The following is a 13,065-nucleotide window of genomic DNA, read 5'->3' on the forward strand; positions in this document are numbered from 1 at the left end:
CTCGTGCATCGGGGCAATCAGGGAAATCAGTTCTCAACGCTGTCGAACAGCGAGTCGAGCAAGCTGTCGCCCGACTCGTCGTTCACATCGTCGTCACCGCCGGCGTCGGGGGCCAGCTGAGCGGCCAGGTAGCCGGCGAACGAATCGATCGTCGGGTGGTTGAACAGCATCGTCGCCGACAACTCCAACCCGACCAGACGCTCCACCTCGCGGCGGATCGACATGGCCATCACCGAGTTCAGACCCATCTCGGCGAAGGGCCGATCGGTGTGGACGTCGCTCTCGGGCAGCCGCAGCTCGGTGGCCAGGATGCCGCGCAGCCCCTCCTCCAGTTCGGACCGCAGCTCCTCGGGGGTCATCGCCGCCCAGTCGCGGGTCGGCGCGGCCCGGTGCGTGTCGGAGGTGACCGCCGCGGCATCCTCTGCGGACTGCATCGGCGCCATCACGGCCTGGGCGATGTCGAAGCGGGTGACGAAGTCCCACGCCGCGAACGCCTCGGCAGGCATCACGGGGCGTGATCCGACGCGCTCCAGCTCGGAGATCACCACCTGGGCCTCGCTGCCGAATCCGAGCCCCTGCCAGGCCACCCAGTCCAGGCTGACGGTGTTGTCGCCCTGGCTGTGCCGTGACCGCGCCAGCGCGTCGAGGTACGCGTTGCCCGCCGCGTAGGCGCCCTGCCCGGGGATGCCGAACACCGCGCCGGCCGAGGCGGCCAGGTACAGGAAGTCCAGGCTGCCGACCGGGAAGATCTCGTCGAGCACCGTCGCACCGGCGATCTTCGGCCACACTGTGCGGTGCACGCGGTCAGCCTCGATCTCGGTGAGCAGCTGGGCCTCGGTCATGCCCGCGGCGTGGATGACGCCGCGGATCGGCGGCGCGCCGTCCGCGTCGCGCCGCTGGAGCATCGCGGTCACCGCGTCGGCGGACGCGATGTCGAGGGCCACGGTGTCGACCGCCACGCCTCGCTGCTCCAGTGCACGGATCGCGCTGATCTTCTGGCGCATGGCGTCGTCGGTGGCGTCGTCCCAGCTGCGGCGAGGCGGCATCGCGGTACGGCCGGCCAGCACCACGCGTCGTGCGCCGCGGTCGGCCAGCCAGTCGGCCATCAGCAGGCCCAACACCCCCATACCGCCGGTGATCAGGTACGCCGCGTCCGGCCGGCACCGCAGGGTGTCCCGGACGGGGGCGTCGCCGATCTCGGCCAGCGCCGACGTGCGCAGCGCTCCGTCCCGCAGGATCGCCACCGACTTGACCGGGGTCGGCAGCACCGCCGCGAACGACTCGGCCGACGGCTGCTCGGCGGGCAGGTCGACCAGGCCGCCCCACAGCTGGGGTTGCTCGGCACCGACCACCCCGGCCAGACCCCACAGCGGGCTCTGTCGCAGAGCTGCCGGGGATGCGGACTCGTACACCCCGCGGGTGACGATCCACAGCGTTGCCGGATGGCGCGGCTCGCGGTCGGCGAGCGTGCCGACCAGCTCTGCCACCTCGGTGGTCAACCGCACCGCGGCGTCCTGATCGCTGTCGGCCTGATCGCCGTCGACCGGGCCCGGCTCGGCGACGTAGACCACGAAGCGGGCGTCGGCCACGTCGGCCTCGGCATGCCCGGCGGCGGTGACCGCGTCACGCACCGCCCGCGCGGTCTCGCCGGCACCGACCACCGCGACCGGGCCGGTGTCGGTGCGGGCCTCGTCGTCCGGCGTCCACGGCTGCCAGTCGAGCCGGTGCGCGACGCGCTGCGGATCCGCGGCGGCCGACGCGGTGACCGAGCCGATCTCGACGGGCGTGTAGCGCAGCCCGGAGATCCGGGCGTAGCGCGTGCCGTCCTCGCCGCTGAGGGTGAGGTCGACGACCAGGTCGTCGCCGTCGCGCCCACGGTTGTGCGCCGTGACGACGGCGCGGGTGACGGCTTTCGCCCCTTCCCACCGGACACTGTCCGCAGCGGACGGCACCATCAGGCCCGGCGTCGAGGAGTCGACGAGCCGGCCGAGATTGACCGCGGCGTCGAGCAGGCCCGCCGGCGCTCCGGAGGCCAGCTCGACCACGGTGCGCAGCTCGCCCGACGCGCTCTCGTGCGACGCGACGGTCCACGGGTAGGCCAGGCCCTCGATACCCCACGCGTTGTGGAGTTCGGTCAGGGCTGCCGGATCGTAGGCCGAGGACGGCACGGCCGGCGCGGAGCCGTCGGTGACCCGGTGGGCGAGCCGTGCGCTCACATGCCGGATCCAGCGCTGCGGCGCGTCCTCGTCGCCGCCGGCGGGCGCCGACGAGATCGTGATCGTGTCACCGTCGCTGAACACCTGCACCAGGCGCGCCCCGTCGACGGTGATCGGGAAGTCGAACCGGACGTCGGTCACCGCGGACGCGCCGGTGCGGGATGCAGCCAGCGACAGCGTCTGCAGCAGCACCGACAGCGGAACGATCTCGACCCCGGCGAACTTGTGCGAGTTCGGGTACGGCCGCGCCTGCGGCGCCAGCCGGGCCTGCCACAGGTGTCCCGGCTGGGGGCCCGCGACGGCGGTGTGTGACCCGAGCACCGTGTCCGGGCTCGGCGCCGACGCACCCGAGGGTGCTTGCTTGCGGATGGCCCAGTGGCGGGTGTGGTGCCACGGCGTGGTCGGCAGCGGCACGTGCGGCTCGCCGCGGTGCGGCGTCTCCGGCGCGTGGGTGGTGGACGTCGCGTTCAGTGCCGTGTGGAACGTCAGCGTGTCGTCGGTGTCGCGGGCCAGCGTGCCCAGGCTGACGTGGCTCGCCGACGCCAGCGTGTCGTTGACCGCATAGGTCAGGATCGGGTTGGCGCTGACCTCGATGAACGTGCCGATCTCGGCCGCGGCGGCCTCGATGGCCTGGCTGAACTTGACCGGCCGGCGCACGTTGGCCACCCAGTAGTCGGCATCGAGGGTCGGTTCGCCGTCCGGGTCAGTGACCGTCGACAGGAACGGCAGGTTCGGCGTCCGCGGGGTCAGCCCGGCCAGCGCCTCGCGTAGATCCGGCAGCACCGGCTCCATCAGCGCGGTATGCGAGGCCACCTCCATGTTGACGCGGCGGGCGAACCGGTCCTGGGCGGTGACGGCGGCGATAACGGCGTCGACCTGGTCGGGCAGGCCGGCCACCACGGTCTGGCGCGGCGACACATAGCCGGCGATCTCGACGCTGGGATAGTCCGCCACGAACGCCGTGGCGGCCTCCGGATCGAGCTCGATCAGCGCGACGGCGCCTTGGCCGGCCAGCCGGGACATGATCGACGAACGGGCGGCGATCACCTTCAGTCCGTCCGAAAGGCTCAGCGCGCCGGCCACGACGGCGGCGGTGACCTCGCCCATGGAATGGCCGATGACCGCGTCGGGATGCACGCCATAGGAGCGCCACAGCTCGGTCAGGGCCAGCTGCAGCCCCATCAGCACCGGCTGTACCTGCGCGTCGCCGCTGACGGTGTCCCCGTTGGCGATGATGTCGTGCAGCGAGAAGCCCACCTGCTCGACGAAGACCGGTTCGATCTCGGCCAGAGCCGAAGCGAAGGCCGGTTCCTCGGCCAACAGCCCGCGGGCCATACCCGGCCACTGCGAACCCTGCCCGGAATACACGAACACCGTGCCCGGCTTGCGTGCGGCTGTCGGGGCGGACACCACCCCGGGCGCACTCTGCCCGGCGGCCAGCGCCAGCAGGCCTGCGATGGCCTGGTCGCGGTCACGTGCGGCGACTGTGGCGAACTTGTTGTGCTGGGTGCGGTGATGGTTGAGCGTGTGCGCGACCTCGGCCAGCGGGACGTCGGCGCCCTGGCCGGCCATCCACTCGGCCAGTGTCGCCGCCTGCGATGCGATCCGCTCCGGTGAGCGCCCGGACACCACCAGCGTGGTGACAGCGCCGGATTCTCCGGCCGGCGCCGGCGCGGACACCGGCGGCTGCTCGATCACGACGTGGGCGTTGGTGCCGCCGAACCCGAACGACGAGATCCCCGCCCGCCGCGGCCGCCCCGGCTGGGCAGGCCATTCGGTGTGCTCGGCGACGACCTTCAGTCGCAGGTTGTCGAACGGGATGTGCGGGTTGGGCTGCTGGTAGCCCAGGTTGGCCGGAATCGTGTGGTGCTGCAACGCCAGCACCGCCTTGGCGAACCCGGCGATACCCGCGGCGGCCTCCAGATGGCCCAGGTTCGACTTCACCGCCCCCAGCAGCAGCGGCGCGTCGGCGGGTCGACCGCGGCCCAGCACGGTGCCCAGCGCCCGGGCTTCGATCGGATCGCCCAGCAGCGTGCCGGTGCCGTGGGTCTCGACGTAGTCGACCTCACGGGGCTCGATGCCCGCAGCCGAGTACGCCGACCGCAGCACGGCCATCTGCGCGGCCGGGTTGGGCGCCATCAGCCCGTTGGAGCGGCCGTCCTGATTCACGGCCGAGCCGCGGATGACGGCCAGGATGCGGTCGCCGTCGCGTTGCGCGTCGGACAGCCGCTTGAGCACCGCCACCCCGCAGCCCTCGCCGCGGACGAAACCGTCGGCGCTGGCGTCGAATGCGTGACACTGACCCGTCGGCGACATCGCCTCGAGCTGATCGAAGCTGCGGGTGACCGCCGGGGACAGCAGCAGGTTCACTCCCGCGGCCAGCGCCATGTTCGAGTCGCCCGAGCGCAGGCTCTGGCAGGCCAGGTGGATGGTGACCAGGGATGACGAGCATGCCGTGTCGATGGTGACCGACGGGCCGCGCAGATCGAAGTGGTACGACACCCGGTTGGCGATGATGCTCAACGCCCCGCCGGTGCCCGACCATGAGTCGACGTCACCGAGATCGACAGTGGACAGATAGCCGTACTCGCCGAGGCACGCCGCGGCGAACACGCCGGTCTGTGAATGCCGCAGCGTGTGGGCCGGGATACCGGCGTTCTCCAGCGCCTCCTGGGTGACCTCGAGCAGCAGCCGCTGCTGGGGGTCCATCTTGTCGGCCTCGCTGGGCGAGATCTCGAAGAACTCGGCGTCGAAGGCATCCAGGTCGCGCAGGAACGCGCCCCACCGGGTGGTGCCCGCCAGCGCGGCGGCCGCCTCCGGGGTGTTGATCTGGAACGACTCCCAGCGGTCCTCCGGCACCTGACGCACCGACGATCGGCCGTCCATCAGGAACTGCCAGTACGCGTCGGGCCCGGCGATGTTGCCCTCGAGATCGGCGCCACCCGGGAACCGGCAGCCCAGCCCGATCACCGCGATCGGCTCGTCGTCCGTGCTGTACTCGCGTACCACGGGCGCCTCGGCAGCGGGCTCGACCTCACCGCCGGTGAGGAACTTCGCCAACGCGTTGATCGTCGGGTACTGCCAGAACTCCACCGGCGAGACCGTGCGGCCCAGCAACTCGGAGAGTTCGCCGGTCAGCACGACGGCGTCGCTGGAGCCGACGGCCAGGTCGTTCAGAGGGGCATTGAAATCGATCTCGTCGGGACTGCAACCGATGTTGGTGACCAGATAGTCGACCAACCAGTGCCGGATTGCGTCCTCGTCGAAAGCAGAGGTCATGTAGTGACGTCCAACCGGCTGAACTCGTCCTGTCGATACCTGTCGACACAGGCCGAGCGCCGAATCTTTCCGCTAGTAGTGATGGGGATGGAACCGGGTGCCACCAGCACCAGGTCGGCTACGCGCACGCTGTGTGAGCGTTTGATCGCCGAGGCGACCTCTCGCTTGACGGCCCGCAGCTTGTCCAGGGCCTCGGCTTCGGAACTGCCCTTCTTCTTCAGCTCGGCGATGGCGACGAGCTGCTCGCTGGTGTCGTCGAGCACCGAGATCGCCGCCACCCGGCCGCCGGTGATCTCCTGGATGGTGGCCTCGATGTCGTCCGGATAGTGGTTGCGCCCGTCGACGATCAGCAGGTCCTTGATCCGGCCGATGATGAACATCTCGCCCTCGGACATCACGCCGAGGTCGCCGGTCTTGAGCCACGGGCCCACCGGGGTGCCCTCGGACGGGTTGACGATCTCGCCACCGAAGGTGCGCTCGGTCTGCTGCGGGTTGCGCCAGTAGCCCGACGCGACCTGCTCGCCGTGCACCCAGATCTCGCCGATCTTGCCGTCCGGATTCTCGGTGCGGGTCTCGGGATCAACGATCCGCACGGTGGACGAGCGCGGCGTGCCGTAGCTCACCAATTCGGTGCCCGACTCCGAGCCGCAGCGCTCGGCATGGCCGGCGGAGAGCTTCTCGTAGTCGAATCGCACCGTCGCCGGGGTGTGCCCGGTCGGCGCCGAGATCACATACAGGGTGGCCTCGGCCAGCCCGTAGGACGGCCGCACGGTGGTGTCCGGCATGTTGAACTGTGCGAAGCGCTCGTTGAAGCGGCGGATGGTCGCCGAGTGGATGCGCTCGCTGCCGCTGATGATGCCCAGCACGTCGCCCAGGTCCAGGCCCTCCATGTCGGCGTCGGAGGTGCGTCGCACCGACAGCTCGAAGGCGAAGTTCGGCGCCGCCGACCACGAGTGGGGGTTGATCGCGAGCTGCTGGATCCAGCGCGCCGGCTTCTGCAGGAAGGCCACCGGGCTCATCAGCACCGCGGGCCGGCCCCAGGTGCCGTCCGGGCCGTCCGGCGGGCACAGCAGCGTGGCGAACACACCCTGGATCAGGCCCATGTCGTGATAGAAGGGCAGCCACGACACCATCGTGGTGTCCTGCGGCGGCACGCCGCCACGGTGCGACATGTAATCGGTGAAGATCTGCTCGAGGTTCGCGATCACGTTCCGGTGGGTCATGATCACGCCGGCCGGCGACCGCGTCGAGCCCGAGGTGTACTGCAGATAGGCGGTCTTGGGCAGGGGCCCGACGTTCACCTCGACCGTGCGTGGCGAATCGAAGTCGAGTGCGTCCACCTCGATCACGGCCGGGGGCGTCCCGCCCGGAAGCCCGCCGACATAGGTCATGATGTCGCCGACGACGGCCGAGGTGGTGAGCACGGCAACCGGCTGGCAGTCCCGCAGCGCGCCGTTCACGCGCTCGTCGAGCTGGCCCATGGCCGGCACCGGCAGCGGCACGGCGATGAAACCGGCGGCCATCGCGCCGTAGAAGGCGATGATGTACTCCAGGCCCTGGGGCGCGAGGATCGCGGCCCGATCACCCTTGGAACCGTGGCGGAGCAGCTCCTCGGCGACCACCTGAACCCGGTGGTGAACCTCAGACCACGTCAGCGATTCGGCGAAGCCCGCCGGGTCGACGTCATAATCGATGAACGTGTAGGCCACGTCATCGGGTTGCAGGCGCGCACGCTCGGCGAGCAGGCCGGGAATGGTCGACTCAAGCAACGGCATGGCGACGTCCTTTCACTATCTTCCGCGCCCCGGCTTCATCGCCGTGGATGGTTGACCCCTTCGCAGCTCTTGGCCGCACATTCCCCCGCTCGCCGGAAGGCTAACACTGACCCGTCAATTTTGTTGAGCAATCCGACCATGGATTAGACCACGACATGCTTGCCAGAGGGAAGTTGGCGGATTCCGGCATTTTTCGCCCGTTTTGTGCGTAGGGAAGCACTTCCCGCCCGATGTACAGCGTGCTCACAGTTTTGCCAGGCGTAGAAACAGCCCACTTGGCACCAGGTATCTGGGTTGCTCCATGGGTGTGACGTGCGGGTACGCGGTTACGCCGACGGCGTCGACGAAAACAGTGCTCGGATCGCCTTGACGCGTGCGTAAGGCGTTTGCCGAGATCGCACGCTCGCGTCAATTAAATATCTGACTCACCGGTAAGTTGTGGGCCTGTACCGGTGGCAGACGGGTGCGCCGACGGGCTCCGCACGGGGGTGCGTCGCGCGGCTGCGGGCGAGCGATTCGTGTGACTCCTGTGGTGAAAACCACAGCGTGTGCGCTATGGGGATATCTGCGCCCAGAGCTTGGCTTCGATGTCGGGCACCACGTCGTCGAGGTGATCATTGAGGTAAAAGTGGTGCCCGGGCAGTTCCCGCGCGGTGAACTCGGCGGTGGTCCGCTCACTCCACGGCTTCACCTTCTCCGCCGTGGCGATCTCGTCGTCATCGCCGAAGAACGCGTGGATCGGCGCCGAGAGCCTCACCTCCGGCGGGCAGGTGTAGTTGGCGATCGCCTTGAGGCCACGCAGCGTCGGCAGGATCGCCGCCGCGAACTCCGGGTTCTTCATGAACTCCGGGTTGGCGCCCGTCATCGAGCTGACCGCGGCCAGTAGACCCTCGTCGTCGTCGGGAATGTCCTCGTAACCCACTCGGCCGGGTGCGGCGACCGCCGAGACGAAGAGCGCGGTAATCGGCCGTCCGGCCTCCTCGAAGCGGCGGGCCACCTCGAACGCCAGCAAACCTCCCATGCTGTGCCCGAAGAAGGCGATGGGAGGTCCGTGGACGCCGCCTTCTTTGTCCGGGGAGACCATCTTGCACACCTCGTCGGCCAGCGCGGGCAGGCTGGTGAACGACGCGAAGTCCTGCTTGCCACGCTGGCCGGGATACTGCACCGCGACCCGCTTGATGTCGGTGGTGAAGGTCTTGGCGAACGGTACGTAGTACTGCGCCGAACCGCCGGCGTGCGGGAAGATGAACAACTTCGGCTGGCCTGCAGTCTCCCCAGGGGCTCCCGTCATGCCGGTCACCCTATCGCCCGCCGGTGCCGGTCAGGCGAACGCCTCCACCGGCGGGCAGGAGCACACCAGGTTGCGGTCGCCGTAGGCGCCGTCGATGCGGCGCACCGGTGGCCACACCTTCGGCCGGAACGACGTGCCCAACGGATAGGCCGCCTGCTCGCGACTGTACGGGTGGTTCCAATCGCCGACGAGCAGACACTGCGCGGTGTGCGGCGCACCGCGCAACGGGTTGTCGTCCACCGACCACGTTCCGGACCCGACCTTGTCGATCTCGCCGCGGATCGCGATCATCGCCTCACAGAAGGCGTCGATTTCGGCAAGCGACTCGCTCTCGGTCGGCTCGACCATCAGGGTGCCCGCGACGGGGAAGCTCATCGTGGGGGCGTGGAAGCCGTAGTCGGCCAACCTCTTCGCGACGTCGTCGACGGTGACTCCGGTGGCTTTGGTGATCGCGCGCAGATCGAGGATGCACTCATGGGCGACCATGCCGTTCTCGCCCGTGTAGAGCACCGGGTAGTACTCGTCGAGCCTGCGGGCGATGTAGTTGGCCGACGCGATCGCCACCAGCGTCGCCGACCGCAATCCCTCGGCGCCCATCATCCGGATGTAGGCCCAGGTGATCGGCAAGATCGAGGCCGACCCGTACGGCGCCGCCGACACGGTGTGCTCGTCGGACAGTTCCTCGGCCAGCGGATGGCCGGGCAGGTACTGCGCCAGATGCGCGCGCACCGCGACCGGGCCGACGCCGGGGCCTCCCCCGCCGTGCGGGATGCAGAAGGTCTTGTGCAGGTTCAGGTGGCTGACGTCGCCCCCGAACCGGCCAGGGCGGGCCAGTCCTACCAGCGCATTCAGGTTGGCGCCGTCGACATACACCTGCCCGCCGGCGTCGTGCACCGCGGCGCAGATCTCGGCGATGTCGTGCTCGTACACCCCGTGGGTCGACGGATAGGTGATCATCAGCGCCGACAGTCGGTCGGCGTGCTCGGCGACCTTGGCGCGCAGGTCGTCGAGGTCGACGTCGCCGTTGGGGCGGCAGGCCACCACGACGACTTTCATGCCGACCATCGCCGCGGACGCCGCGTTGGTACCGTGCGCGCTGGACGGGATCAGGCACACGGTGCGCTCGGTGTCCCCGCGAGCGCAGTGGTAGGCCTGGATCGCGAGCAGGCCCGCGTACTCGCCCTGCGATCCGGCGTTCGGCTGCAGCGAGACCTCGTCGTACCCGGTGATGGCGGTCAGCCATGCCTGTAGGTCCGCGATCAGCCGGCGCAGCCCCGGAGTATCGGCGGCGGGGGCGAACGGGTGTTGGCGGCCGAACTCCGGCCAGGTGATCGACTCCATCTCGGCGGCCGCATTGAGCTTCATGGTGCAGGAGCCGAGCGGGATCATGCTGCGGTCCAGCGCGATGTCCTTGTCGGCCAAAGACCGCAGATACCGCATCATCTCGGTCTCGGTGCGATACCGGGTGAACGCCGGATGGGTCAGGAACTCCGAGGTCCGCGTCGTGATCGATGGTCCGGCGTACTCCCCCGCGGTCGCCTCGGCCGAGAACGCGCCGAGCACAGCGGCGATGTGGCCGTCGGTGGTCGCCTCGTCACAGGCCACCGAGATGTGGTCGTCGTCGACGAGCCAGACGTTGATGCCGCGCTCCTTGGCGGCGGAGCGGACCGCGCCCGCGCGTCCCGGCACGCGGGCCAGCACGGTGTCGAAAAACGACCCGTGCACCACCTCGACGCCCGCGGCGGTCAGGCCCGCCGCCAGCGTCCTTGCCTTGTCGTGCACGCGCTGCGCGATCGCGCGCAGCCCGTCCGCGCCGTGATAGCTCGCGTACATCGCCGCCATGACGGCCAGCAGCACCTGCGCGGTACAGATGTTGCTGGTGGCCTTGTCGCGGCGGATGTGCTGTTCGCGGGTCTGCAACGCGAGCCGGTAGGCCGGTGAACCGTCGGCGTCGACCGACACCCCGACCAGCCGGCCGGGCAGCTGGCGGGCTTGCTTGGAATGCACCGCCAGGTATCCGGCATGCGGGCCGCCGAAGCCCATCGGCACGCCGAAGCGCTGGGTGGTGCCGAACGCGACATCCGCGCCGATCTCACCGGGCGGGGCGATCAGGGTCAGTGCCAGCAGGTCCGCCCCGATGGCCACCAGCGCGCCGCGCTCGTGGGCCTGCTCGACCAGCGTGGACCAGTCGTTGACGGCACCGCCGGCGCCCGGCAGCTGGGTGATCACGCCGAAGAAATCTCCCTCGGGCAGGCCCTGACGCAGGTCGGCCGTGACGATCTCGATGCCCAGCGGTTGGGCGCGGGTCGCCAGCACCGCCGCGGTCTGCGGATAGATGTCGACATCGACGGCCAGGCGTTGGGCCGGGCCGCGCACCGCGCGGTGCATCAGCGTCATCGCCTCCGCGGCGGCGGTCGCCTCGTCGAGCATCGATGCGTTGGCGACTTCGAGCCCGGTCAGGTCGGTGACCATCGTCTGGAAGTTCAGCAGCGCCTCCAGCCGGCCCTGGCTGACCTCGGGCTGGTACGGCGTGTACGCGGTGTACCAGGCCGGGTTCTCCATGATGTTGCGCAGCAGCACCGGCGGGGTCAGCGTGTCGTAGTAGCCCTGCCCGATCATCGACACCGCGACGGTGTTCGAGTCGGCCATCGCGCGCAGCTCGGCCAGCGCCTCGGCCTCGCTGGCCGCGGGCGGTAGATGCTCCAGCCCGGGTGCGATACCGGCCGCCGTCAGAGAGTCCAGGATCCCGGCTGGCAGCGCCTTGGCCGCGAGTTCGTCCAGGGAGCTGACCCCGATGGTGTTCAGCAGCGTGTCGAGGGCGGGGGCGTCGGGCCCGATGTGGCGGTCGACGAACGAAAGGGTGCGGGGCTGGTCAGACACGTGTGCAGTTCTCCCGGGGGCGCGAACGACGGCGGCTCCTCCCCCTCTGTCGTCGACCCGGACCGGGCTGCCTGAGAGATTCGGCCGCTCGGCCTTTCCCCATGGGCGGGTGCACCGGCCGGCGTGGACGGCGAACCGCTTTCCAGAGGCATCGGGGCTTCACGCGGTCCAGGGTGCCTGAGAGGTTGACGGAGAGGTGTTGCTCCTTCGGCGCCCGTGGCTGGCGGCCACGGGACTCTCCCGCGCGACGGCGATGCGCGAGCGAGTCTACCCGCTCAGCCTATTTTCCGATCCCGGTGCTTACGCCTGGACGCCAACTCGTCCTCCGGCGCCGAGATCGACTCGCCGCCGTCGGCGCGCTCGCCGGGGAAGTCGGCGATGGCGCCGGTCAGCTCACGCATCGCGCCGGACACCGCGATGCCGAACACGCCCTGGCCGCCCTGAAGCAGGTCGACCACTTCTTCTGCCGATGTGCACTCGTACACCGTGGTGCCGTCGGAGAACAGTGTGATGTTTGCCAGATCCTGGACACCGCGCTGACGCAGATGATCGACCGCGACGCGGATGTTGTGCAACGAGATACCGGTGTCGAGCAGCCGCTTGACGATCTTGAGGACCAGGATGTCCTTGAAGGAGTACAGCCGCTGGCTGCCCGACCCGGCGGCGCCGCGGATCGAGGGCACCACCAGCGAGGTGCGGGCCCAGTAGTCGAGCTGACGATAGGTGATGCCGGCGATCTGGCAGGCGCTGGGCCCGCGGTAGCCGACGAGCTCGTCGGGCACGGAGTCGTCAGGAAACAGACCGGCCTGGACCGGCTCGCCGGTGACGCGGGGAAGATCGTCCGCCTGCACAGAGCCGGTGGTCAGGTCCAGTTGCTCCTGGCGTGGCGTGTCTCCCACTTGCGAATCCTCTCGCCGATCGAACTCTGACCTGCGTGGGCGCACTCAACCCCTGCTTACACCCTGCCCGAACCTCGTTCGAGCATACGCTTGACGGCGTTGCATGACTGCCCGTCGGGACCAAGTATGGCGTCCTGTTTCGGCGTTTCAGAAAACCCAGCCCGCGTGTCGAACGCGACGAGACGCATCCGTGACCAAGATCAGCGCTGCGGTCAGGTCGCCTTGAAATCGTCGGGTGACACGCTGTCGAGGAATTCCTTGAACTTCTCGACCTCGTCCTCGCGCACCCCGCCGCCGGACTCCTCGTCGGTCTCGTCGGGAATCAACAGCCCCGCCTCGGCCAGCACGGCCTCCTCGACATAGATCGGCACGCCGACGCGCAGCGCGATCGCCACCGAATCAGAGGGGCGCGCTGAGACCTTGATGTCACGGTCGAAGATCAGGTCCGCGTAGAAGGTGCCTTCCTGCAGATCCACGATGCGCACCTCTTTGAGCGAATGCCCAAGCGCGGCAATCACATCGCGGAACAAGTCATGCGTCATCGGCCGCAGCGGCTCGACGCCCTGCTGTTCGAGGGCGATCGCAGCCGCCTCGGACTGCCCGATCCAGATCGGCAGATACCGGTCACCGTTGGACTCCCGCAACAGCAGGACAGGTTGGTTCTGAGGCGGCTCAACGCGAATGCCGATCACACGAACCTCACCCATGTGTGCCTACCCTCCGCA

Annotated in this window: 6 protein-coding genes and 1 riboswitch; all 6 genes read right to left on the minus strand. The window is 69.3% G+C overall.

Annotated elements, in window-relative coordinates:
- Positions 1-26: 26 nt before the first annotated feature.
- Positions 27-5,495 (minus strand): beta-ketoacyl synthase N-terminal-like domain-containing protein, encoded by a 5,469-nt coding sequence (locus tag ACTWP6_RS07910; RefSeq protein WP_443187307.1) that lies wholly within the window; start codon positions 5,493-5,495, stop codon positions 27-29.
- On the minus strand, positions 5,492-7,270 hold the full coding sequence (locus ACTWP6_RS07915; RefSeq protein ID WP_313901322.1) for an AMP-binding protein: 1,779 nt from the start codon (positions 7,268-7,270) through the stop codon (positions 5,492-5,494). Before ACTWP6_RS07915 ends, ACTWP6_RS07910 begins: the two co-directional genes overlap by 4 nt.
- A 553-nt stretch (positions 7,271-7,823) precedes the next feature.
- Complete coding sequence (locus tag ACTWP6_RS07920) at positions 7,824-8,561, minus strand: thioesterase II family protein (RefSeq protein WP_260752672.1); 738 nt, start codon at positions 8,559-8,561, stop codon at positions 7,824-7,826.
- A 30-nt stretch (positions 8,562-8,591) separates the two neighbouring features.
- Positions 8,592-11,441, minus strand: coding sequence for an aminomethyl-transferring glycine dehydrogenase (gcvP, locus tag ACTWP6_RS07925; protein WP_443187308.1), 2,850 nt, complete (start codon positions 11,439-11,441; stop codon positions 8,592-8,594).
- A 154-nt stretch (positions 11,442-11,595) separates the two neighbouring features.
- Positions 11,596-11,694, minus strand: a riboswitch (glycine riboswitch).
- Positions 11,695-11,716: 22 nt separating this feature from the next.
- Positions 11,717-12,340: a MerR family transcriptional regulator gene (locus ACTWP6_RS07930; protein ID WP_260752669.1), complete on the minus strand. Its 624-nt coding sequence runs from the start codon at positions 12,338-12,340 to the stop codon at positions 11,717-11,719.
- 212 nt (positions 12,341-12,552) lie between these two features.
- Positions 12,553-13,047, minus strand: coding sequence for a bifunctional nuclease family protein (locus ACTWP6_RS07935; protein WP_260752668.1), 495 nt, complete (start codon positions 13,045-13,047; stop codon positions 12,553-12,555).
- Between the last annotated feature and the right edge of the window lie 18 nt (positions 13,048-13,065).

Origin of the sequence: Mycobacterium sp. 4D054 (assembly GCF_052245755.1) — a bacterium.
In the GTDB taxonomy this organism is placed as follows: Bacteria; Actinomycetota; Actinomycetes; order Mycobacteriales; family Mycobacteriaceae; genus Mycobacterium.